Source organism: Shewanella sp. MSW (genome assembly GCF_007636515.1).
Taxonomy (GTDB): Bacteria; Pseudomonadota; Gammaproteobacteria; order Enterobacterales; family Shewanellaceae; genus Shewanella; species Shewanella indica.
In genome coordinates, this window is record NZ_LVDR01000025.1 from 31,178 (window position 1) to 54,617 (window position 23,440).

Consider the following 23,440-nt stretch of genomic DNA (forward strand, 5'->3'; position numbering starts at 1 on the left):
TAAAAAAAACTAAGAAGGGTTAATTAAGTTTGTTGACTTATCTCCAGAATGATTTATAGTCTTCATAGCTTGAAAGTTGGGCTTATTTTTATGTCTTCAATACGACCAGTTCGTCCTGTAAACATAAGTAATACCGGCATTTTCAGCTCCACCGCCGTTAAGGCTTAAAAGATAGTTTTATTTACAGGATTTATATCATGTCACAAGTAACTGGTGTAGTTAAGTGGTTCAACTCTGACAAAGGTTTCGGTTTCATCGAGCAAGAGTCTGGTCCAGACGTGTTTGTACACTTCCGCGCCATCAACTCTGACGGCTTCAAGACTCTGGACGAAGGTCAGAAAGTATCCTTCACTGTTACTCAGGGCCAAAAAGGTCCTCAAGCTGAAAACGTTTCTGTTATCGGCTAATCGCTTTTCGGGGTAACCCGAGCGATACAGTAATCAACCGCGCGAGCCTACACTCCTAAAGAAGTGTAAGGAAAGCGCGGTTTTTTTATATCTGCAGGCAATCGCTTCAACTTTACACTTTCCTTTGTATCTTTCACTGAATTGTTAACCGCATGGTTTTTGTGGGACGTCGTCGTTTTCGCTATTCTTATATTGCTGCAAGCCTTTGATACTCAGTTCTTAGGTGACTCTTGTGTCAAGAGTCACGCAGAGGCAGGATCCGTTGTCGACACAGACGATAACTTGTTACTGATGGTTTTGATAAAGCCAGGCATCAGATCTGCTTTGAGTAGTTTATGGGGCGTCATTACTTTAAAAAGGCGTTGGTTCACTGTGCCTGACTTCACTCAACTGATGACAAAAAGCATGACAACATTGAGTGTGAGTACACTGATTGCGAGTAAGGCGGCAAAATGGATAAGGCGTTCCGCTTGAGGGGAAACTTGGAGCAGTGTTACTGGGTAACCAAAGAAGATAGTAAGGTAAAGCAGGCTTCTTAAAGGATATGCCATACCCGAGAGACGGTACTCAAGGCCATTCTTCAGCTTAACTGTCATGGCGTGAGCTCGTTTTCGCTCAATCTGATGATTGTCATGATAGCCCACCCAGTGGAACACCATACTCGCGATATCTTCTTTGGCAACAGCGGTCGTTGCTCCCGTGAGATATTGAGGCAGAAAAATATGGGTTTGGTTTATCCTTATCTGCCGCTCGTCTTTGGCACTGCTTTTTACGCCTAACTGAGTCAGTATCCGGCCTTTACGTACCTGGATATATATCAAAAACCAGATGACGCTGCAGGCAGGAAGCAGCAACTGAACCTTTCCTATAAACGGCGCCACCAGAGTGGCTAGCGCAATAACGGGAACTAGGCTCAAAAGCAGCGGCAGCTCTTTTCTCCAGGGCAGGGTGAAAAAGCTTAAAGAGATGGGTAAAGTGATTTCGCTCCCTAAATCCAGATTAGCGTATTTGCCGGTAAAGGTGCTATCGAACCATTTGCAATCGTTCAGTTTGAATGGTGTCATCTGACTCATAATTCCTTTTACTTGTCGTGAACTTCAGCAAGATAAGTGAATAAGGTAACCCGTCATTGTTATTGCAGCAAAAACGATAGCGCCCTTCTATCCGCAGGGCGCACTCTCAAGTACCGCTAATTACTTGGCATGAACGATTTCAATTTCAACACTGGATGGGAGATCGCTGGCAGGGGGTACAGGGGCAAATTGCTCGCCATAATACAGGTTAGGTTGGGGTTTGGCGTTGAAATAATGCTCCGGCTCGGCGCGGTTGCTGGTATCAACATCCACTAACCAGTTACCTTTTTTATCTTTGTGGCTGACGATAACGATTTTACCGGCAAACTCGCTCATGGGTTCTTCTGTGTCTTTCGGCGGGTGAAAACGCACTAGATAATAGCCTATGTCGGTGGCGCTCTTGCCGTGCGCCTGACGCTGAACGACCCGAAAATCCACATCTATTCTGGCTTGTTTATGGCGGATGCGGTCAAAGAACTTTTGATACAGTTTGAGTACGTTTTCACGTCCCTGAACTATGGCAAGGCTTTGCTGTTCAGGAATATAAGTGGCATCCTCTGCGTATATGTTTTCCAAAGGGGCGGAGTTAAGTTCATTAAATGCCCGGTTGAACATGACATAGACACGATTAAGGGCTGCTTGGTCTTTATCCTGCAATTCGGCGGCCTTGAGGGGCTGAAGCACAGAAATCAGGCAAACGAGCAATAAGGTTAAGAATTTCATTAAAATCATCTAAGCAGGCTCATCTGACCTCACTATAATAGAAGCCCTTTGGTAACAGAAGATTGATTTCTTTACAAAGTGTGTAAACCTCGTCATAAGTTGGAGGAGTCGCATCATGAAAGCAGATGATCTGACACTTTTTATGCAAGAAATGGCCGATGTGGTGCCGCTCAAACAGCAACATCAGGCCCTGACCAGAGCGAAACCTCTTTCCAGCGAGTCAAAACAGGCACGCAAAGCCGCCGCCGAGGCCCATGAGTATCTGCAGCGCCTGACCTTGGATTTAGCGCTGATCCCCAGAGTGAAACCCGATGATATGCTCAGCTACAAGCAGCAGGGGATCCAGGAGGCGGTATTCAAGAATTTACGTCTCGGTAAATACAAGATAGCCGCCGAGCTGGATGTTCACGCCATGTCGGTGCGCCAAGCCAGAGACTATTTGCTCGGTTTCATTCAATCTCAGGTGGTTTTAGGCCATCGCTGCGTGCTGGTGATCCACGGCAAAGGACAGAATCGCAAGCCGTTTCCTGGGCTTATTAAATCTTGCGTTAACTTCTGGTTGTCGCAGATGGATGAAGTACAGGCCTTTCACAGCGCCCAGCGCGAACATGGCGGCTATGGCGCCCTCTATGTGATGTTACCTAAATCAGATGCCAAGCGGATTGAATCCCGCGAGACCAACCATAAAGGAGCAGGCTTTCGCTGAGCTGTTTGGGGTGGCAGATTATCTGCCTTGACCGTAGCCGAGATTTCGTTTGACATAAGTGTAACCAGTGTTTAATTTAAACGAGTGTTTTAAATTAACTAAGGTCACGGAATGGCAAGTCGATCTGATACCAAGACAAGAATTCTCGATGCCGCGGAGAAGCTGTTTGCCGAGCGGGGGTTTTCGGAAACCTCCCTCAGGCTTATCACCAGCAAAGCAGAAGTGAATCTTGCATCTGTAAACTACCATTTTGGTTCCAAAAAAGAGCTCATTCGGGCGGTTTTGGCACGTTATCTGGACGTGTTTATGCCATCGGCGTCAAACGCCATCAATGAGCTTATCAGCCAGGATAAACAGGCTTCTTTGGATGCCATTTTCTCCTCTCTGGTGGGGCCGCTGCTTGAACTTAACAAAGTTCGCAACGAAGGAACCAGTATCTTCCTGCAACTGCTTGGTCGTGGCTACATCGAAAGCCAGGGGCACTTGCGCTGGTTTATTACCACCCACTATGGCAAGCATCTGGATCAGTTTGTTCAGGCGGTCTCCGGCAGTGCACCGCACATTCCACCTGCAGAGATGTTCTGGCGCTTGCACTTTACCCTGGGAACTATAGTTTTCACCATGGCCTCGGCCGATGCGCTCAATGAAATCGCCGAAGCTGACTTCGGTGAACATAATGATATTGAGGCAGTGATCCGCAAAGTGATCCCTTACATGGCCGCCGGTGTGGCTGTGCCGCTGGTTTCTCAAGCAGAATAAAGGTCTGGTTATGAGTATTATCCTCTTAATAATAGTTGCCCTGATAGCACTGTTCTTTGTGCGCAATATACGCCTGCAGTTTGTGACCCGGCCGATATTGGCCTTCTTTCGCAAGGTGTTACCACCACTTTCGGATACAGAGCGTGAAGCGATGGAGGCCGGTGATGTCTGGTGGGAAGCCGAGCTGTTTCGTGGTAAACCCAACTGGGAAAGCCTGCACGCCTATGGTAAACCGGCGCTGAGCGCCGATGAGAAAGACTTTATCGACCATCAGGTGATGACGGCGCTAAAAATGATCGATGACTATGACATAGTCAACAACCGCAAGGACTTACCGCCTGAGCTGTGGGAGTACTTCAAGAAAGAAGGCTTCTTCGCGCTGATCATCCCGAAAAAATACGGTGGCCGTGAGTTTTCAGCCTATGCCAACTCCACCATAGTCAGTAAGTTGGCGAGCCGCAGTGTCAGCGCCGCCGTGACTGTGATGGTGCCCAACTCACTCGGTCCGGGTGAGTTGCTGACTCATTATGGTACCAAGGAGCAGAAAGAGCATTGGTTGCCGGCTTTAGCCAAAGGGGAAGAGATCCCTTGTTTTGCCCTGACCGGCCCCGAAGCCGGCTCAGATGCCGGTGCTATTCCCGATGAAGGGATAGTCTGCCGCGGTGAGTTCCAGGGCGAGGAAACTCTGGGGCTTAAGCTTAGCTGGAACAAGCGTTACATCACTCTGGCACCTGTGGCTACAGTGCTGGGACTGGCATTTCAGATGCGCGACCCAGACGGGCTGTTGGGGGACAAGGTGAACCTGGGGATTACCTGCGCCCTGATCCCAACCGATCATCCCGGCGTGAAAATTGGTCGCCGTCACAATCCGCTTAATATGGCCTTTATGAATGGTACCACTCAAGGGGACGAGGTGTTTATTCCGCTGGATTGGATCATAGGTGGCCCGCAATACGCAGGTCGTGGCTGGCGTATGCTGGTGGAGTGCCTCTCTGCAGGACGTGGTATTTCACTGCCGGCGCTGGCGACGGCGTCCGGGCATATGGCGACCAAGACGACAACCGCTTACAGCTACGTGCGTAAACAGTTCGGCATGGCCATAGGTCAGTTTGAAGGGGTTCAGGAAGCGTTGGCAAGGATCATTGCCAACACCTATCAGCTGGAAGCGGCCCGTCGTCTGACAACCACAGGCATAGATCTCAAGGTTAAACCATCTGTGGTTACCGCGATTGCCAAATATCACATGACAGAGCTTGGCCGTCAGGTGATGAACGATGCCATGGATATTCAGTCCGGCAAGGGTATTCAGATGGGGCCAAAAAACTATCTTGCTCATGGTTATATGGCCAACCCCATCTCCATCACAGTGGAAGGGGCCAACATCCTGACCCGTAGTTTGATGATCTTCGGTCAGGGCGCGACCCGCTGTCATCCTTATGTGCTGGCCGAGATGGAAGCTGCCGGCATGGAAGACAACAGTGAAGCGCTGGAGCGTTTCGACTCTTTGTTAATGGGCCACATAGGTTATGCGCTGCGTAACGCCTTTGGCTCTTTGGGCAACGCCCTCAGCCGTAGCTATTTTGAGCGCTCACCCGTGAGTGGCGATACCCGCGACTATTACAAGCAGATGGCCCGTCTGTCCAAGGCACTGGCACTGGTGACCGACTTGTCGATGCTTATTTTGGGCGGCGATCTCAAGCGCAAGGAGATGATTTCGGCCAGACTCGGTGATGTGCTCAGTCAGCTGTATCTGGGCTCGGCCACATTGAAACTGTTTGAAGACAATGGCCGCCAGTTTGACGATCTGCCGATAGTCAAACATGTGATGGATACCCGATTGCAACTGGCTGCCAAGGCGCTTGAGCAGGCGATAGCCAACTTCCCCAATCGTCCGGTTGCCTGGGTCATGCGTGTGCTGGTATTCCCGCTGGGGAACCACTTCAACGGCCCGAAAGACAGCCAGTCCATTGAGCTGGTCAAGAGCATGCTAAAACCTGGTCCGGCCCGCGACAGGCTGACCTTCCTCTGTCCTGAATTTGACGGTGACACCAGTGGTATTGCCGAGGTAGAAGCGGCATTCAAGGCTCAATATCAGTGCCGTGAACTGCACGGCAAACTGAGAAAGGCGCAAAAGGATGGCCGTTTGCCTGCCAAACTGGCACCGCTATCTCTGTATCAGGCGGCATTGGATGCTGAGGTTATCAGTAAAGCCGAGTATGAGCAGTTGCTTGAGGCCGATAAGCTGCGCTTGGCGGCAATCAATGTCGATGATTTTGAAACTCTTTAATTGAGATTGATTGGTATGTGAATTTCAGTTTGGTAAGCCTGTCCCGGGTAGGCTTAGCTCTGATGTAAACAAAATCACCAAGCCTGAAACAGCAACGAAAGCAGCAGAAATTAAAAAGGTACGCCTCGGCGTACCTTTTCTGTTTTGTTATCAGCTTAGCGTCATTGGCAAGCCATTAGGCGACGATCAGCACCTTGCAGGTGTTGGTGCCGCCTACGGTTTCCATGGCATCACCCTTGGTCATGAGTACCATGTCACCACTCTCCAGGTATCCCTTGGCCTTGAGGCTTTCAAGGGCCTTTTTCGCCAGCTCATCGGCGGCATAAACGGTGGAGTCAAACTCTACAGGATAGACACCCCGATAGAGTGCCATCTTGGCCAAAGTGGGTTGATGACGGGCGAGGGCGAAGATAGGCAGCGCTGAGCTTATCCGTGACATCAACTTGGGCGTTGCGCCGGATTCGGTCAGGGCGATAATCGCCTTAACACCCTGCAAATGGTTGGCGGCATACATGGTAGACAGCGCTATGGTTTCTTCTATGGAGCTGAAGCTTTCATCCAGGCGGTGCTTGGATACCCGCACACTGGGATGCGCTTCGGCGCCAAGACAAACTCTGGCCATGGCCTGAACCGTTTCTTCCGGATAATCCCCGGCAGCGGTCTCGGCCGAGAGCATCACTGCGTCTGTACCGTCGAGTACGGCGTTAGCCACGTCCATGACTTCGGCGCGGGTCGGCATAGGGCTGCTGATCATAGACTCCATCATCTGGGTCGCGGTGATCACTACCTTATTGAGTTGACGCGAGCGGCTGATCAGCTTTTTCTGTACGGCAACCAGAGCCGGATCGCCGATTTCTACTCCCAGGTCACCGCGGGCTACCATGACGGCATCGGAGGCGAGGATTACATCGTCCATCGCTTCATCGGAAGCTACGGCTTCGGCGCGCTCTACCTTGGATACTATCAGGGCATTGCTGCCGGCCTTTTGCGCCAGTTCGCGGGCATAGTTAAGATCGGCGCCGCTGCGAGGGAAGGATACCGCCAGGTAGTCGACCTGAATTTGTGCCGCTGTGACAATGTCCTGCTTGTCTTTATCTGTCAGCGCAGCGGCAGACAGGCCTCCGCCTTTCTTGTTGATCCCCTTGTTGTTGGATAGGGGGCCGGCAACTGTCACGCTGGTATGTACCTTACGGCCTTCTACCTTTTCGACTTTCAGTTGTACCCGGCCATCGTCCAGCATCAGGATATCACCGACAACCACATCGTCCGGCAGTTCCTTGTAATCGATACCTACTTGAGTTTCGTCGCCTTCGCCTTTACCCAGCTCCGCATCCAGGATAAATGGTTGGCCGAGCTTGAGTTGGACTTTCTTATTGTCCTTGAAGGTGGAAACACGGATTTTCGGCCCCTGGAGATCGCCGAGGATGGCAACGTGTACACCAAGCTCTTTCGCAATGCTGCGGGCTTGGCTGGCGCGTTTTAGGTGATCTTCGGGGGAACCGTGGGAGAAGTTGAGGCGAACAACGTTGGCACCTGCTGCTATGATACGACGCAGGTTATCATCACGATCTGTGGCGGGGCCCAGCGTGGTAACGATCTTGGTTCTGCGGAACATAATATACTCCGTTTAAGTTTTAAAAAAATCTTACGCTATATTAACAGACAACGGCTCAATATGTAGGAAACTTACAGACAAAATGATCTAACTCAAAGTTTTATTTTTGTGAGTTACGGCTAATTTTAGGCGGGGCTTGGGCAGTTGCCAATTTTGGTAACTGCCCAGGTGCTTACGGGAAAGGGGATTAGAGTGGCTCGCTCTTATCGATGCGGGATTCTTTCAATACCTCTTTTACCCGCTTTAGACTTTCCCTGAAGCGTGGCCCCCGGCGCAAGGTAAATCCGGTCGCCAGCACATCAATAATCACCAACTGGGCCAAACGAGAGGCCATAGGCAGGTACATATCAGTGTCTTCAGGCACTTCCATGGTAACCGGCAGGGTACATTCCTGCGACAGCGGCGAGTGACGCGCTGTAATACCAATCACGGCCGCGCCGTTTTCTCTGGCAAGCCTTGCTATATCGATCAATGACTTAGTACGGCCTGTGTGGGAAATCAGTACCACGACATCGCCTTCATCACTATTGATACAGCTCATGCGTTGCATCAACACATCATCGAAACATAAAACCGGTACATTAAAACGGAAGAACTTGTTCTGGGCATCGTGTGCCACAGAGGCGGAGGCACCAAGACCGAAGAAAGAGATCTTTTTCGCTTGAGTCAGTATGTCTACCGCCTTGTTGATGGCCGTGGTATCTATGCTCTGGCGTGCTGTATCCAGAGAAGCCATGGAAGATTCGAAGATCTTGGTGGTGTAAGATTCGGGTGTATCATCTTCCTCAACGTGACGACTGACGTAAGGGGTACCATTCGCGAGACTTTGGGCCAGATGTAATTTAAAATCCGGGAAACCTTTGGTATCCAAACGACGACAGAAGCGGTTGACTGTAGGCTCGCTGACATCCGCCATCTTGGCCAGAGTTGCTATGCTTGAATGAATAGCTGTCTGGGGCGATGCCAGGATAACTTCGGCTACTTTGCGTTCTGACTTGCTGAAATGGGGGAGGTTTTTTTGAACCTTTTCTAGGGTATTCATACGCGTACGTCCGCTGGGTTGAAATTATGTAATTTTATTATTTCTTTGAGGCCTGAGCACTACAAAGTAGGGTGCAAACCAATCTTGACGTAAGTCCTGTATATACCGGAATGAAAACAGGCTAACTTCCGAGATAAGAAGGTTTTAAGCAGGAAAAGCATACCAGATTATTGCCAAACCTGCCTAGACTGGCCTCATGGCTTTATTTGCAAATTATAGATGCATTTAACAAATACTGTTGTTATATTACAACAAAAGTGTGGAATTCTTCATCGCATAGCGGAACCACCACCGACAAAAGGAGAGCATTAAGCAATGGGCAAAACAACATCAGAGGCCAAAGCTTGTGATTTTGTACTCTTTGGTACCAAGGGCGACTTGGCAAGGCGCAAATTGTTGCCTTCGCTTTACCAGCTGGATAAGGCCGGCCTGCTCAATCGGGACACCAAGGTCATAGGTGTTGCCAAAGATGAATTCTCTGCCGAAGATTTTCGCGAACTGGTTACAACTGCCCTGAGCACCTTTGTTAAAGAACCCTTGTGCGACACCACGCTTTCCCGCTTCCTCGAACGTTGCCATTACGTCGGCACTAATTTTACCGAATCTGAAGGATACAAAGCCTTCCACCAACTGCTCGAACCTGCCAAGCGGGTGATGGTCAACTATTTTGCTACGCCTCCGGCCATCTTCGGTGATATTTGCCGGTGTCTGCATGAACAACAACTGATCCATCCCGATACCCGAGTAGTGCTGGAAAAGCCCATAGGCTCAGATCTGCAGTCATCCAGAGTCATTAATGACCAGGTTTCTGCCTACTTTAATGAAAGTCAGGTCTATCGTATCGATCACTATCTGGGTAAAGAAACAGTACAGAACCTGATTGCGTTGCGTTTTGCCAATTCACTGTTTGCCTCCAAGTGGGATAACCGCACCATAGATCATGTACAGATCACTGTGGCCGAAGAGGTGGGCATTGAAGGACGCTGGGGCTATTTCGACAAAGCCGGCCAGATGCGTGACATGATCCAGAACCACCTGTTGCAGGTACTAACCTTGATTGCCATGGACCCACCTGTGAACCTGGATGCCGACAGCATTCGTGATGAGAAGGTGAAGGTGCTCAAGTCACTGCGTCCCATCAATCAGGACAACGTATTTGAAAACACTGTGCGCGGCCAGTATTCTGCCGGGTTCCTCAAAGGATCACCGGTTCCCGGTTATCTGGAGGAAGAGGGCGCCAATGTGGATTCCAACACAGAGACCTTTGTCGCCTTGCGTGTCGATATTGATAACTGGCGCTGGGCTGGGGTGCCTTTCTATCTGCGCAGCGGTAAGCGTATGCCGTTCAAGAGTTCTGAAATTGTCATCTATTTCAAGAATCCACCCCATAACCTGTATCGTTCAAGCCATCGCAATCTGCCGCCCAATAAGTTGACCATTCGTCTGCAACCGCATGAAGGGGTGGAGATCCAGATGATGAACAAGGTGCCCGGGCTTGAGCAGAAACAGCGACTGCAAACCACCAAGCTGGATTTGAGCTTCTCTGACACCTTCAAGAACGAACGTATCGCCGATGCCTATGAACGTTTGTTGCTCGAAGCCATGCTGGGGAATCAGGCATTGTTTGTACGCCGTGACGAAGTGGAGCAGGCCTGGACCTGGGTAGATGGCATTATTCAATCCTGGGAGATGAGCAACGAAAAGCCCAAGCCTTATCCTGCCGGAACCTGGGGGCCTGTGGCCTCAGTGGCCTTGATCACCAAAGACGGCCGCTCCTGGGATGAATAAGGAGATAGCATGATTAAAGAAACCGTATTTAAATCGTTTGACACCCCAACTGCGCTGGAAGCCCAGTTGGCCGAGCGTATTGCCGGCGCGCTGCAAAATGCGATAGATAACCGCGGCAAGGCCAGCCTGGTGGTTTCCGGTGGCTCGACGCCGCTGAAACTGTTTGCCGAGCTCAGCCACAAGATGATCGACTGGAGCGATGTTTATATCACGCTCGCCGACGAGCGCTGGGTGGATGCCGAAGACCAGGACTCCAACGAGCGCCTGGTACGCGAGCATCTACTGCAAAATCGCGCCGCCAGCGCCAAGTTCCGAGGCCTGAAGAATATGTTTGCCACCCCGGAAGCGGGCTTGAGTATGGCTTCAGAGCAGTTGGCCAATTTTCCGCGGCCTTTTGATGTGATCGTGTTGGGCATGGGCAATGATGGTCATACCTGCTCCTGGTTTCCCTGCGCCCCTGAAGAGCAACTGACCGAGGCGCTGGAAACCGATGCATTGCTGTGCGCCGTACATCCAGGCAATGCGCCTCACGCCAGGATCAGCCTGAGTCGTAAGGCCGTGCTTGACAGTCGCCAGATCTATCTGCATCTGGTCGGCGAAACCAAACTTTCCGTATATCACCAAGCTCTCGAGAGTGACGATCCCAGGGAAATGCCGATCCGTGCCGTGTTGGCGCAGCATAAGACCCCGGTCGATGTGTTCTGGAGCGCTTAAGGAGGCAAGATGCACCCAAGAGTTCAAGCCGTAACAGACAGGATTATTGCCCGCAGCCAAGACCACAGGGGCAAGTACCTGGCGGCATTGGCCGAAGCCAGGGCCAAGGGCGTGCACCGCAGCAGTTTGAGTTGCGGCAATCTGGCCCACGGGTTTGCTGCTTGTCAGCCTGCCGATAAAGACAGCTTGCGCCAGTTGAACAAGGCCAACATAGGCATAGTGACTGCATTCAATGACATGCTGTCGGCGCACCAACCCTATGAACACTATCCTGAATTGCTGAAACAGGCCTGCAATGAAGTGGGCAGCGTTGCCCAGGTGGCAGGCGGTGTGCCGGCCATGTGTGACGGCGTTACCCAGGGCCAATCCGGGATGGAGCTCAGTCTGCTGAGTCGTGAAGTGATTGCCATGGCTACCGCCGTTGGCCTGTCCCACAATATGTTTGATGGTGCCTTGTTGCTGGGTATTTGTGACAAGATAGTCCCCGGGCTACTGATTGGCGCCCTGAGCTTTGGTCATCTGCCTATGTTGTTTGTGCCTGCGGGACCGATGAAGTCCGGGATCCCCAACAAGGAAAAAGCCCGTATTCGCCAGCAGTTTGCCGAAGGTAAGGTCGATAGAACCGCCTTGCTCGAAGCAGAATCCAAGTCCTATCACAGCGCGGGTACCTGTACTTTTTACGGCACGGCCAACAGTAACCAACTGATGCTGGAAGTCATGGGACTGCAGCTACCCGGCTCCTCATTTGTTAATCCGGACGACCCTTTGCGTGAGGCGCTCAATAAGGCGGCCGCCAAACAGGTGTGTCGTCTGACCGAACTTGGCAACCAATACAGCCCGATAGGTGAACTGGTTTGTGAAAAGTCGATAGTCAACGGCATAGTGGCTCTGTTGGCCACCGGTGGCTCGACCAATCTCACCATGCACATAGTGGCGGCGGCCCGTGCGGCCGGCATCATAGTCAACTGGGACGATTTCTCCGAACTGTCGGATGTGGTGCCGCTGCTAGCCAGGGTTTATCCCAACGGCCATGCCGACATCAACCATTTCCATGCTGCCGGTGGGATGGCTTATCTGGTGCGGCAGTTGTTGGATGCCGGTTTACTGCATCAAGACGTCAACACAGTGGCCGGCTTTGGTCTTGAGCGTTACACCAAGGAGCCCAAGTTGCTCAATGGCGAGCTCAGTTGGGTGGATGGCCCGGCCGAAAGTCTGGACAGCGAAGTACTGACCTCTGTGGCCAAACCATTTCAGAGCAACGGCGGCCTCAAACTGCTCAAGGGCAATCTGGGCCGGGCGGTTATTAAGGTTTCTGCGGTGCAGGAGCAACACAGAGTGGTGGAAGCTCCGGCTGTGGTTATCGACGATCAGAACCAGCTCAATGAGCTCTTTACCAGTGGCCAACTGGATAAGGACTGCGTGGTGGTGGTCAAGGGGCAAGGTCCCAAGGCCAACGGCATGCCTGAGCTGCATAAGCTGACCCCTATTCTCGGAACCTTGCAGGACAGGGGCTTTAAAGTTGCCCTGGTGACCGATGGCCGTATGTCAGGAGCCTCAGGTAAGGTGCCTGCAGCTATCCATCTGACGCCGGAAGCGCTAGATGGCGGTATGATAGCCAAGGTACACAGCGGCGATTTGCTGCGGGTCGATGCCGAAAAGGGCGAACTTAGTCTGCTGGTCGATGAGCAGCAACTGGCCGCAAGAAATGCCGAGAAAGTGGAATTGAGAAGTGTGCGTTACGGCATGGGTCGTGAGCTGTTCAGTGCGCTGCGGGCCAATCTCAGCAGTCCTGAAACCGGTGCTCGCAGTACCAGTGCCATAGATGACTATTACTAATCATTAAGGAATAAAGTACATGCTTGAGAATAACTGGTCCTTGCAACCTCAGGACATATTTAAACTGAGCCCGATCATTCCGGTAATGGTTATCAACAAGATTGAACATGCGGTGCCCTTGGCCAAGGCCCTGGTTGCCGGTGGCATTCGGGTACTGGAAGTGACCCTGCGTACCGATTGTGCCCTCGAGGCCATAGGGCGGATTGCGGCCGAGGTGCCGGAAGCCTTGGTCGGCGCCGGAACTATTCTGAATGAAGCACAATTGGCGCAGGCGGCAGAGGCCGGTGCTCAATTTGCCATCACCCCGGGGGCGACTGTGGAACTGCTCAAGGCGGGTAAAGCCGGTAAGATCCCACTTATTCCAGGGGTGGCCAGTATCTCAGAAGTCATGGTGGGACTGGGGCTGGGCTATACCCACTTCAAGTTCTTCCCGGCAGAAGCTTCAGGCGGGGTCAATGCACTCAAAGCCTTCAGCGGCCCGCTGGCCGATGTCCGTTTCTGCCCAACCGGCGGGATCACTCCGAGCAGCTACAAAGACTACCTAGCGCTGGGGAATGTCGATTGTATTGGTGGCAGCTGGATTGCCCCGGTGGAAGCGATGGAGCAGGGCGACTGGGCGAGAATTACCAGATTGTGCCAGGAGGCTATCGCAGCGCTGTGAGCATTTGGCTGTGAGCTGTGAATGACTAAGGCTACCCAAGGTAGCCTTTTCTTTGCTCAAGTGGTTTTATAGGTAACAAAATCAACAATTTTAGTCCTTTAGGCTGGCTTGCACTGTTATTGGCTTTAGGGTAGCTTGGTCTGAAAAGGGGAAAGTTATTGGTATTTCTTGGGCAGTTCAGTTGCTGCCGTAACAGTTGCCGATAAATAAGCTTGTATGATTCAGGGAGGAGCCTTTGTGAGATTCGAGTGCATCATCAAGCATTACAACGCCTGTCAATGTCCGACATGTTCGTTTAAGGGCGCAAATGGTCGTATCTCTGAGGCCATGATCGATTTCGGTTTTATTGCCAACTGGTTAACAGTACCAGTCGGGCTTGGCACCATGATTTTGCTTGGATTGCAGCCCCTGCCTATTAAAATGTCTTGCCCTGCCTGTGGAAATACCTTTTTTGCCAGTGGTTTTCGTCATTAATCTTTTCCGGATCTGATAAAGGAGTCTTGTCATGTATGGCTCAGCGGTAATTCCTTACTCTGTTAGTCTGTCAAAAGCCAATAATTTAAGAGAGTTATCTTCTAGACTCAGATATCTGCTGCTGTTGGCTTTTGCCTGGCTCCTAGGCGGCTGCGGCCAGCCCTTGCCGCTGGATAAGGCCGAATATGCCGGTGAGTGGCAGAGTGCTGACATGTATCTGCTTATACAACACGACGGCTCTGTAGAGTATCAGCGTTATGATGGCAACAGCAGCACCTCGATAAGTGGTGGGATCCAGAAGTTTGAAGGTCACGACTTCGAGGTGGGGATCGGTTTTCTCTCCAGTCGTTTTGAAGTATCAGAGCCGCCACACAGGGTCGGAAGCGACTGGCAGATGGTGGTTGATGGTGTGCGGTTGACCCGGGTTTCCGATGTGCAGTTTTATTGAGCTTAATCCCTGCTCAAGTCTAGGCTCAGGTAGAAAGTAGAGAAGATATATGAAAAAGGCGCAAAGTGCGCCTTTTTTGTCAGTCTTTGTTTTTGTCCTGATCTTTTCCATCAGCTTGGGAGCCCGGGGTTTTATCCGTGTTTCCGGCGGCTTCACCCTTACGCTTTATCTGCTTGTCTTTACTTTGCTGGCCAAATTGCGGCATTTTAAACTTGGCACTGTACTTGAGTACAGCCAGGTTACTGGCAATAACGCCTATTACCAAAATGATGATCAACCAGACTTCCAAAGATGACATTTCCATCTCTTGCTACCTGCTTCAGTCTACGGCCAGACGCTGTTCACAGCGGCGGATATCTTCAGGTGTATCTACTTCAGGCGAGTCAAATGCGCTGATGGCGACCTTGATCTTGTGGCCGTATTCCAGGGCCCGTAGTTGCTCCAGTTTTTCCAGATCTTCCAGTCTTCCCAAAGGTAGTTTGGCAAAGGTCTCGACAAAACGGCGGGTGTAGGCATACACCCCTAAATGTTTATAGACAGGGTAGTCGTTGATATCACGACCAAATGGGATCCGGGCGCGGGAGAAATATAGAGCATAGAATTCGTTGTCGAACACCATCTTCACATGTTTGGGATCGTCCAATTCATCCTCTTCGGTGATTTGGTAGCCGAGGGTGGCCATTTCAAACTCACCGGGATGACGCTGGAACAGACTGATGATCTGCTCTATGGAGATGGGATCGATCAGCGGCTGATCCCCTTGCAGGTTGACTACCAGATCGTCATCCGCCAACCCCAATTGGGTGATGGCATCGTTAATCCTGTCGGTGCCGGAGGCCGCTTCGGCGCCGGTCATCACAACATTGCCGCCAAAGGCCTCTACAGCGTCCTTGATACGTACATCATCGGTTGCCACATAGATGTTATCCAACCCTTTGGCCAGTCCGGCGCGCTCATAAACGTGCTGGATCATAGGTTTACCGTTAATCGGTGCCAGAGGTTTGCCGGGAAAGCGGCTGGAACCATAGCGTGCAGGGATCAACAGGGTGACTTTCATTCAATTTTCCTAGTATTCAAGAAGAAAGGGCTCATAAAGAGCCCTAATCATAGCAGTCCTGTGCCGGCTTAGATACGGCGGAACAGCTTGGTCAGCATCTCATCGGTGACTTTTTCCTGCCAGCTGTCACCATAGACGTTGGCCCACAAAGGACCCATGCTCTTGGTGACTTTAACCATCGCGGCAATGGTCTCGTCCGGCAGATCTTTACAGATGTTTTTAGGCAACTGGATGTTGTGCTTCTTCATCATGGCACGGAACTCTTCAACCCCTTCAGGGTAGAATTCTTCCAGTACGTCGAAGGCGATACAGTTACCAATACCGTGGTGATAACCCAGGATATAAGACAGACCGTAAGAAACCGCGTGACAGGCACCTACCTGGCTATAGGCGATACTCATACCGCCCATAAAGGAGGCCATCATCAGCTTGTCATCTTTCTCAGGGTGATCGCCCAGGAAGACTTCACGGCACATGTCCATGGATTTCTCGGCGTAGGCGCGGGAGAACTCGTTCAGGAAGGTACCCTGTAGAGACTCAACACAGTGGATGTAGCAGTCCATACCTGTGTAGAACCATTGGTCAGTGGGTACGCCGGCAATCAGCTCGGAGTCCATGATGATCTGATCGAATACAGTGTAGTCAGAGTTCAGACCCAGTTTACGCTCAGGGCCGCACAGCACTGCAGTGCGTGAAGCTTCGGCACCTGTACCGGAAATGGTAGGGATACCGATATGGTGAATGGCTGGGTTCTTGATCAGATCCCAGCCCTGGTACTTGGCAGAACCACCTGGGTTGGTCAGCATCAAAGATACGGCTTTGGCCAGATCCATAGTGGCGCCGCCACCAAGACCGACTACGCTCACAGGCAGTTTGCTGTTGAATGCCTGAACTTGCTCGGTAAGGCTGTCAACCTGCTTTGTGGTTGGTTCTTCGTCGACATTGACCCACAGTAAGAAATCTTGCTCCTTCAAAGGCAAACGGCCTTCCAGTGGCTTGCCTTTGTGAACGTCATCCACGACGAAAACCACGAAGTCGTTGGCTTCTTTGCGCTCGGCGGCCAGCACTTCATCCAGTTGGACAAAAGAACCGCGACCAAAGATCATTTTGGGGACGACTTTAAAATTCTTGAAACTCATAGCAACCAGCTCCCTTTAGGTTATTGGGCAAATGCTTTCTTGATGTTGGCAATGCGCTCGGCAATCTGTTCTTCAGTCCAGGACAGCTTGATCAGCATGGAAATGGTCCGGCTCATGATAGCGTCAGATTTGGGCACAGAAACTTTAGTATAATCCGGACGATCTTCGATTAATGTGATCGGCAGGGCAGCAGGGCTCTTGAGCTGCTGAATGTGATGCCAGTTCTTCAGGTAGTGCCAGTTGTTGACATACCAGTAGAAGCAACCATCGACACCGTTGGCAGCCAGCGCCTTGTTGACTTCCTGAGTGCGTTGCTCGGTTGGCAGCATAAAGCAGAGGAAACCGGCGCTGTCGCCTTCAGGATCGGGGATTTCGCGGAAAGTAACTTCTTCGATATCAGCCATGGCGTCTTTGATAAGCTTCTTGTTGCGACGCTGGATCTCCACTATGGTGTCCAGTTTGCGCAGCTGAGCCAGGCCCAGGGCGGCGTTCATTTCGCTGATACGGAAGTTGAGACCCATGATAGGGTGAGACTCGGCGCCGCGGTCATTACCTATATGATCATGGCCGTGGTCAGAGAACATGTGGGCGTGGTTGTAGATGGTTTCATCATTGGTGATCACAGCGCCACCTTCACCACAGGTGATGGTTTTAACCGAGTCGAAAGAGAAACAACCCACAGCGCCTATGGTACCCAGTGCCTGACCTTTGTAGCTGCCGCCAATAGCCTGACAGGCATCTTCCAGCAGTACCAGATTGTGTTTTTCACAGATGGCTTTGATTTCGTCCATCTTGGCCATGGAACCGCACATGTGTACCAGGTTTACCGCCTTGGTGCGTGGGGTAATGGCGGCTTCGATGCCCTCGGGTGACAGACACAGAGTCTCATCGATTTCGGCAAATACCGGAATAGCGCCGGCCATGAAAACTGCCTCAACAGAAGCGACAAAGGTGAAAGGAGGAACAATCACTTCATCCCCGGCGCCGATACCGGCGGCGGCCAGCGCGGTTTGCAGGGCGGCAGTACCGCTGGAGAGCAGGTGAGCATGCTTGACATTCATCTTGTCACATAAGAGCTGCTCCATATCGCGGGTTTTCCAGCGATCATTACGCATGGCATCAAAGTTGTAACGGAAGGTGAATCCGTTCTCCATGACGTCTGCTACTTCCTGTTTTTCTTCAGGACCAAACAATTCAAAACCGGGCATGGAAGATATCTCCTTAGATAGTGTTGTGCTCTGGGAGGGTCACGCCAGAAAAGGCCTTATGCCATAAGGCTGTTACGCGAAGTGCGCCGGGTGACCGGATGACTGAGCACCCGTGTTAACTGCAGAATTATAACGGGGTGGCCAACATACTGCGATGCTTTCTTTCGGAAAAAATCCAACTGGGTAAAATTTCACCGATAAAGCAAGGGGCGCAGCTGCGCCCCTTATCCGTTTGGATCACTCCACCCTTTGATGTCCGCCATCCACTGTGACATCCAGATCGGTCAAAAGCCCATTGTCGATTCCGTAGATCCAGCCGTGTATCGACAGATTTTGCCCCTTGGCCCAGGCTTCCTGAACTATGTTGCTGCTGGTGACATTGGCGACCTGCTCAATCACATTGAGCTCACAAAGGCGATCAAACCGTTGTTTTTCATTGAGGGTTTCCAACTCTTGGTGATGCAGGCGATAGATATCCCTAAGATGCCCCAGCCAGTTGTCGATAAGCCCGAGTCTGTCGGTACCCATGGCGGCCTTGACGCCGCCGCAGCCGTAGTGGCCCACTACCATGATGTGCTTTACCTTGAGGACATCGACTGCGTATTGCAGAACAGACAAACAGTTGAGATCTGTGTGGATCACCATGTTGGCGATATTGCGATGTACAAATACTTCTCCCGGCATCAGATCTATGATCTGGTTGGAGGGAACCCGGCTGTCGGAACAACCTATCCAGAGATATTCGGGGTTTTGCTGTTTGGCCAACTGCTCAAAAAACGATGGGTTTTCAGTGCTTATTCTGGCTGCCCAGCGGCGGTTGTTTTCAAAAAGCGGTTTCAGTATTTTCATTCAGGCTCACAAAATGGCTTATGGGAACACAGTGGTCCGATTTATTTTCGGCAGTGTATCAGAAAATAAAGCCGCGCTGGTCTATCCATCGCGGCCGGATTTCAGTGATGTTTTTTAAGAAAAGTCAGCAGGGCTTGGTTGATAAAATCGGCCTGTTCCAACACAGAAATATGGCCGGCTGCCGGTATCTGCGCCATCTCGGCGCCGTCTATGGCATCGACCATCAAAAAGGATTCCAGTACAGTGCGCGCCGTGTCTTCCACACCTGACATGATTAAACAGGGCAGAGTCAAGTTATCGGCATCTTCCATGGCGTCGCGGCGATTGAAAATCAGTTTGCCCATGGCGACGGTATCAGGGATCCGTTCTGGTGAAATACTTTGCAGGGCGCTGGCGAAATCACTCAGCAGTTGTGGCCGTAAACTTGCTGTGGTCACGGCAAAAAACATCGGCGCTATCTGCTCGGCCATGGGCGCAGGAATTTGTCCCAATTGGTTGATACCATCCAACATGGCCATATATTTGTTGCGGGTAACTTCGGGCTCAAAGCCGAGGAAGCTGCCCATCATCACCAACGCCTTGACTCTAGAAGGCGCCTTCAGAACCAGCTCGGCCCCCCACATGGCACCGACCGACAAGCCGATGACAGTGAATTCATCGACACTGAGTTTATCCATCAAGGTCAACATATCGGCGGCGATATCCGCCAGACTCTCGGTAAGCGCAGGAATCGCGCCTGACTGCCCATGGCCCCAGAGATCCGGCACTATGCAGCGGTAGTGTTTCGCCAGTACAGGCAGTTGTTGTTGCCACATGGTGGCGTCCCAAAGGTAGCTGTGGCCGAGTAGCAGCACAGGGCCCTGGCCCAGATCCAGATAGCTGAGGGTTTCGCCCCTGAGTTCGATTTGCTGCCGATATTGATTGAAGTCAGTCATTGTTGAAAGGTATCCCGGATTTATTGTTTGGGACACAGGATACCTCAAGTTTGCCGGCTTAGGATCCGGGGACGAAATTGCATGATGTTTATTTAAACTCGCTCATTCAAACCTACTTCAATGGCATTTATGTGAGGCTTTCCGGATAGGGGGCAATGTGCCTCACATAAGTCTCGACCAGTTCCGGCAAACGTCTAAGCAAACCTTGCTTGAGTGTTATGTCACTGTGGTCGAGTATTTGCCGCAGACGCTCGCTATCAAACTGCTCGAGAAACCCTTTGGCTTTTGGCAGGAAACTCAAGTGCCAGCGCTCCGGGCTGACGCCACTGAGTCCAGCCTGAAAAGGGCGGTAGAAGCCAAAATCCGGGGCGCGTTCGTCCAGCCACAGGTCCAATTTATAGCAAGGGCCCAGGGGTTGATACTCGGCGTTAACCAACTTGAGTTCATGCTTGCTGATTTGGGCGCTGTCGAAGAGATCCACGTCCGTTCCCCAGTGGTGGCGAGAGGCGCCAGGCAGCGCCGACCAAAGCAAAATAAGCGCCACTAACTCATCATCACTAAGGGCGCCGATGTCACTCACTGGACGTGAGTCTTTATCCAGTAGAGGGCGCTTCCCTGAGGCTTTGGCATTCCAAATTGTGAGTTGACGCTCAAAGCTGCGATAACCAGAGCAGATGGCCAGGGCGATGCCATCTTGCTCGGCAGCGGCCTGCATCTCAAGAAAGGCCTTGGCCGTCTCGGCTTCCAGCCAAACTTCAGCGCCTGAACCGCTTTCACTGCCGCTTAGACTAACCAGTGTCCTTAGCGGCGCTTTTTCAGTCTCCATACCATAGAGAAAATCGCCCCTTGCCATCACTTACTCCAACAACAGTTTTTCCAGGATACGCTGATAACACTGGGCCAACAGCTCGAGATCTGCGACTTTCACGCACTCATTGACCTTGTGAATGGTGGCATTCACCGGCCCCAACTCTATTACCTGAGCACCGGTAGGGGCAATAAAGCGCCCATCTGAAGTGCCGCCTGAGGTTTGCGGATCGGTCTCTGAGCCTGTTACCTCTTTAATCGCTTGGCGGGTCGCTTCAAGCAGTGGGCCATCGCCGGTCAAAAATGGCAGGCCGTTGAAGATCCAGCCAAGCTCATAATTCAGTCCATGGGCATCGAGGATATTCTCGACCCGCTTAATCAGTTCTTCGGCGGTGACTTCGGTGGAGTAACGGAAGTTGAACATCACCTTGAGTTCACCCGGGATCACGTTGGATGCCCCGGTGCCGCCATTGATATTGGCTATCTGAAAACTGGTCGGCGGGAAAAACTCATTGCCTTTGTCCCACTGCATGGCGGCAAGTTCGGCCAACGCCGGCGCAGCCTTGTGCACAGGGTTATCCGCCAGATGAGGGTAGGCCACATGTCCTTGAATACCCTTGACGACGAGATTGCCGGTGAGGCTGCCGCGGCGGCCATTTTTGACCACATCGCCCAGTTTGAGGGTACTGGATGGCTCACCGACCAAGGCCCAGGTGATCTTTTCATTGCGCGCTTCCAGGGTGTCTATCACTCGGGTGGTGCCGTTAATAAAGGGGCCTTCTTCATCGCTGGTGATCAGAAAAGCGATAGAGCCTTGATGGTTCGGATGGGCGGCCACAAAACGCTCGGTGGCCACCACCATGGCTGCCAGCGAGCCTTTCATATCTGCGGCGCCGCGGCCGTGAAGATAGTCATCGATGACCACTGGCTCGAAGGGCGGAGTATGCCAATTGGCCAAGTCCCCCGGCGGTACCACATCGGTATGGCCGGCAAAACAAAAAACCGGCCCCTGAGTACCGCGGCGAGACCAGAGATTGGTGGTATCTTCAAACACCATGGACTCGTTGGCAAAGCCCAGTTTGGCGAGTCGCTCGGCCATCAATGCCTGACAGCCTTCATCCAGAGGGGTAACAGATGCCCGGGAGATCAACGCCTTGGCAAGCTCAAGCACCTGCTGACTCATAGGCCGAACCACGCTTGGTAGTCGGCTTCTTTAAAGCCGGTCATCACATCTAGCCCCCGGGTCAGTACAGGGCGTTTGATAAGGGTTGGATTGGCCAGCATCAGGGATATCGCTTTGGCACTATCGATATCCTGCTTATCGGCGTCATCCAACGCGCGAAAACTAGTGGAGCGTTTGTTCAGTACCGCCTCCCAGCCGATGCGCTCGACCCAGGCCTTGAGTGTGTCTTGTGAAAGTTCCTGCTCACGAAAATCCACAAATGTCACTTGCAGGCCCTTGGCCTCCAACCATTTTCGTGCTTTTTTTACCGTGTCGCACTTTTGGGGAGAAATACCGTACATTATTGTTTGAGAGTTCTGTTCGACTTCCATGCTGTTTTAATTGTTTGTTTGTGTTGGGGTAAACATACCACAGGAGAAAATGATGAGCACCACCAAGGCTTATTCTTATCTTAGGTTTAGTACAACAAGACAAGTACGGGGTGATAGTGCAAGACGTCAGCTTGAGTTGGCTCGTGATTATGCCAAGAGAAAGGGGTTGGAACTGTAAGAGCTTGCTTTAGCAGATATGGGGGTAAGTGCATTTAAAGGTGCCAACAGAGACGCTGCACTAGGGGTCTTTCTCCGCTTGGTTCAGGACGGCAAAATCCCTAAAGGGGCATATCTGTTAGTAGAGTCTCATGACAGATTAAGCCGACAGAATGTGGAAGATGCACTCATGCAATTCATGGAGATTATACGAGCTGGCATTGTTGTCGTGACTTTAACCGATGAAGTTGAATATCGGCAAGGGCAACTGGATATGTCAAAGCTGATGCTCAGTTTGGTTTATATGAGTCGTGCCAATGAAGAGTCTGAGATGAAAAGCCGAAGGGCTAAAGCTGTATGGGAACAAAGTAGAAAGGCTGCAGTAGAAAGCAAAACGCTTATTCGCAACGCCTATCTTCCTCAGTGGTTAAAATGGGAAGGGGATCGTGTTGCTATTATTCCTGAAAGGGCGGCCATAGTGCAGCGTATGTTCGCTCTGGCAATGCAAGGTTATGGATATACTCGAATTGCAGCGATTCATAAATAATGAGGGGCACACAGAGTTTCGTAAGAACAATCCTTGGCGGCCATCTGGTGTAGGCTCCCTTTTAAGGAACCGTAGGGTGATTGGTGAGTATCAAAACTGTACAAGAGTTGATGGTCAAAGACAGCCAATTGGTGAGCCGATCCCTGAATACTACCCTGCGATTGTATCAATCTCCGACTTCCAAGAAGTGCAGCAGCAAATCGCAACACGCAATAAGCATAGCGGTTCGGCTCGGAGGGGACGTTTCGATAATCTCTTCTCGGGTATTTTACGGGGCGTTGTTGATCAAATCATTCGCTTGAACGCAACTACCCCTGGTAGTGTTCATAAATCTGTGTCATTTGAGTAATATACACCCAAAAGGATATTCAAATGACCAAACCTACATTTGACATGGAAGCCGCCATTGAAGCTCTGCGTGCAGGTAAAGACCTGACCGGCAAAGATGGTATTCTCACACCACTCATTAAACAGCTTACTGAAGCGGCCCTCAATGTTGAGCTCGACCAACATCTTGAAGATAAGCAGCCTGGTAATCGCAGAAATGGCAAGACCAGTAAGACACTGAAGACCGCTACCGGTAGCTTTGAGCTGCATACTCCGCGTGACCGAGATGGCACCTTCGAGCCTCAGGTTGTAAAAAAGAACCAGACAT

General features: G+C 51.4%; 26 protein-coding genes. 13 read left to right on the plus strand and 13 right to left on the minus strand.

Translation table 11 applies throughout. From position 1 onward, the window contains the following. The first annotated feature begins 197 nt into the window (after positions 1–197). Positions 198–407 (plus strand): cold-shock protein, encoded by a 210-nt coding sequence (locus tag AYI96_RS19200; protein WP_025009607.1) that lies wholly within the window; start codon positions 198–200, stop codon positions 405–407. Between the two features lie 386 nt (positions 408–793). Here AYI96_RS19200 and AYI96_RS19205 read toward each other — a convergent pair whose 3' ends face one another. Then, positions 794–1,480, minus strand: coding sequence for a hypothetical protein (locus AYI96_RS19205; RefSeq protein WP_071476882.1), 687 nt, complete (start codon positions 1,478–1,480; stop codon positions 794–796). Between the two features lie 120 nt (positions 1,481–1,600). Beyond that, a complete protein-coding gene (locus AYI96_RS19210; protein ID WP_071476883.1) occupies positions 1,601–2,203 on the minus strand; it encodes a YybH family protein in 603 nt (200 codons plus the stop codon). Between the two features lie 115 nt (positions 2,204–2,318). On the opposite strand from AYI96_RS19210, the gene smrA reads away from it, so the two are divergent. The 3 genes from smrA to AYI96_RS19225 all read left to right on the plus strand — a co-directional run bounded on the left by smrA (position 2,319) and on the right by AYI96_RS19225 (position 5,955). Further along, the gene (gene smrA, locus AYI96_RS19215; protein ID WP_144362167.1) at positions 2,319–2,909 is read left to right on the plus strand and encodes a DNA endonuclease SmrA; all 591 of its coding nucleotides are present in this window, start codon (positions 2,319–2,321) and stop codon (positions 2,907–2,909) included. A gap of 111 nt (positions 2,910–3,020) precedes the next feature. Next, positions 3,021–3,668, plus strand: a complete 648-nt coding sequence (locus tag AYI96_RS19220) for a TetR/AcrR family transcriptional regulator (protein WP_039035461.1) — start codon at positions 3,021–3,023, stop codon at positions 3,666–3,668. Between the two features lie 10 nt (positions 3,669–3,678). After that, on the plus strand, positions 3,679–5,955 hold the full coding sequence (locus AYI96_RS19225; RefSeq protein WP_144362168.1) for an acyl-CoA dehydrogenase: 2,277 nt from the start codon (positions 3,679–3,681) through the stop codon (positions 5,953–5,955). A 175-nt stretch (positions 5,956–6,130) separates the two neighbouring features. Here AYI96_RS19225 and pyk read toward each other — a convergent pair whose 3' ends face one another. Beyond that, positions 6,131–7,570, minus strand: a complete 1,440-nt coding sequence (gene pyk / locus AYI96_RS19230; RefSeq protein WP_039035459.1) for a pyruvate kinase — start codon at positions 7,568–7,570, stop codon at positions 6,131–6,133. Between the two features lie 187 nt (positions 7,571–7,757). Continuing rightward, positions 7,758–8,612 carry a MurR/RpiR family transcriptional regulator gene (locus AYI96_RS19235; RefSeq protein WP_028781506.1) on the minus strand — a complete coding sequence of 285 codons (855 nt, stop codon included), beginning with the start codon at positions 8,610–8,612 and terminating at the stop codon, positions 7,758–7,760. 315 nt (positions 8,613–8,927) lie between these two features. Here AYI96_RS19235 and zwf point away from each other — a divergent pair, with 315 nt between their 5' ends. From zwf to AYI96_RS19265, 6 genes are all read left to right on the plus strand, one after another. Further along, positions 8,928–10,400, plus strand: a complete 1,473-nt coding sequence (gene zwf, locus AYI96_RS19240) for a glucose-6-phosphate dehydrogenase (protein WP_039035458.1) — start codon at positions 8,928–8,930, stop codon at positions 10,398–10,400. A 9-nt stretch (positions 10,401–10,409) separates the two neighbouring features. Beyond that, positions 10,410–11,114 (plus strand): 6-phosphogluconolactonase, encoded by a 705-nt coding sequence (pgl, locus tag AYI96_RS19245; protein WP_039035457.1) that lies wholly within the window; start codon positions 10,410–10,412, stop codon positions 11,112–11,114. A 9-nt stretch (positions 11,115–11,123) separates the two neighbouring features. Continuing rightward, the gene (edd, locus tag AYI96_RS19250; protein ID WP_144362169.1) at positions 11,124–12,950 is read left to right on the plus strand and encodes a phosphogluconate dehydratase; all 1,827 of its coding nucleotides are present in this window, start codon (positions 11,124–11,126) and stop codon (positions 12,948–12,950) included. Between the two features lie 19 nt (positions 12,951–12,969). Next, positions 12,970–13,611, plus strand: a complete 642-nt coding sequence (locus tag AYI96_RS19255; protein ID WP_096141904.1) for a bifunctional 4-hydroxy-2-oxoglutarate aldolase/2-dehydro-3-deoxy-phosphogluconate aldolase — start codon at positions 12,970–12,972, stop codon at positions 13,609–13,611. Between the two features lie 237 nt (positions 13,612–13,848). Continuing rightward, positions 13,849–14,085 (plus strand): hypothetical protein, encoded by a 237-nt coding sequence (locus tag AYI96_RS19260; protein ID WP_143078432.1) that lies wholly within the window; start codon positions 13,849–13,851, stop codon positions 14,083–14,085. A gap of 31 nt (positions 14,086–14,116) precedes the next feature. Beyond that, positions 14,117–14,533: a hypothetical protein gene (locus tag AYI96_RS19265; protein ID WP_226684882.1), complete on the plus strand. Its 417-nt coding sequence runs from the start codon at positions 14,117–14,119 to the stop codon at positions 14,531–14,533. Between the two features lie 79 nt (positions 14,534–14,612). On the opposite strand, the gene AYI96_RS19270 is transcribed toward AYI96_RS19265, so the two are convergent. From AYI96_RS19270 to AYI96_RS19310, 9 genes are all read right to left on the minus strand, one after another. After that, on the minus strand, positions 14,613–14,831 hold the full coding sequence (locus AYI96_RS19270) for a DUF2897 family protein (protein WP_144362176.1): 219 nt from the start codon (positions 14,829–14,831) through the stop codon (positions 14,613–14,615). Positions 14,832–14,852: 21 nt separating this feature from the next. Further along, the gene (gene kdsB / locus AYI96_RS19275) at positions 14,853–15,590 is read right to left on the minus strand and encodes an 8-amino-3,8-dideoxy-manno-octulosonate cytidylyltransferase KdsB (protein ID WP_039035453.1); all 738 of its coding nucleotides are present in this window, start codon (positions 15,588–15,590) and stop codon (positions 14,853–14,855) included. Positions 15,591–15,658: 68 nt separating this feature from the next. Continuing rightward, positions 15,659–16,729 carry a 3-deoxy-alpha-D-manno-octulosonate 8-oxidase KdnB gene (gene kdnB, locus AYI96_RS19280; protein ID WP_039035452.1) on the minus strand — a complete coding sequence of 357 codons (1,071 nt, stop codon included), beginning with the start codon at positions 16,727–16,729 and terminating at the stop codon, positions 15,659–15,661. 20 nt (positions 16,730–16,749) lie between these two features. Then, the gene (gene kdnA / locus AYI96_RS19285) at positions 16,750–17,937 is read right to left on the minus strand and encodes an 8-amino-3,8-dideoxy-alpha-D-manno-octulosonate transaminase KdnA (RefSeq protein ID WP_144362170.1); all 1,188 of its coding nucleotides are present in this window, start codon (positions 17,935–17,937) and stop codon (positions 16,750–16,752) included. 237 nt (positions 17,938–18,174) lie between these two features. After that, positions 18,175–18,786, minus strand: a complete 612-nt coding sequence (gene can, locus AYI96_RS19290; RefSeq protein WP_039035450.1) for a carbonate dehydratase — start codon at positions 18,784–18,786, stop codon at positions 18,175–18,177. Positions 18,787–18,887: 101 nt separating this feature from the next. Then, on the minus strand, positions 18,888–19,721 hold the full coding sequence (locus AYI96_RS19295) for an alpha/beta fold hydrolase (protein ID WP_144362171.1): 834 nt from the start codon (positions 19,719–19,721) through the stop codon (positions 18,888–18,890). Between the two features lie 127 nt (positions 19,722–19,848). Continuing rightward, positions 19,849–20,574: a M15 family metallopeptidase gene (locus tag AYI96_RS19300; RefSeq protein WP_144362172.1), complete on the minus strand. Its 726-nt coding sequence runs from the start codon at positions 20,572–20,574 to the stop codon at positions 19,849–19,851. Between the two features lie 3 nt (positions 20,575–20,577). Then, positions 20,578–21,711, minus strand: a complete 1,134-nt coding sequence (gene dapE, locus AYI96_RS19305) for a succinyl-diaminopimelate desuccinylase (protein ID WP_039035448.1) — start codon at positions 21,709–21,711, stop codon at positions 20,578–20,580. Then, the gene (locus AYI96_RS19310) at positions 21,708–21,977 is read right to left on the minus strand and encodes an ArsC/Spx/MgsR family protein (protein ID WP_409928950.1); all 270 of its coding nucleotides are present in this window, start codon (positions 21,975–21,977) and stop codon (positions 21,708–21,710) included. The genes dapE and AYI96_RS19310 overlap by 4 nt, the downstream gene beginning before the upstream one ends. Positions 21,978–22,278: 301 nt before the next feature. Here AYI96_RS19310 and AYI96_RS19315 point away from each other — a divergent pair, with 301 nt between their 5' ends. The 3 genes from AYI96_RS19315 to AYI96_RS19325 form a co-directional block, all read left to right on the plus strand. Then, a complete protein-coding gene (locus tag AYI96_RS19315; protein ID WP_052248228.1) occupies positions 22,279–22,785 on the plus strand; it encodes a recombinase family protein in 507 nt (168 codons plus the stop codon). Beyond that, a complete protein-coding gene (locus tag AYI96_RS19320) occupies positions 22,751–23,134 on the plus strand; it encodes a recombinase family protein (protein WP_144362173.1) in 384 nt (127 codons plus the stop codon). The genes AYI96_RS19315 and AYI96_RS19320 overlap by 35 nt, the downstream gene beginning before the upstream one ends. A 23-nt stretch (positions 23,135–23,157) precedes the next feature. After that, on the plus strand, positions 23,158–23,440 hold a 283-nt coding region (locus AYI96_RS19325), incomplete at its 3' end, for a transposase (RefSeq protein WP_186300070.1).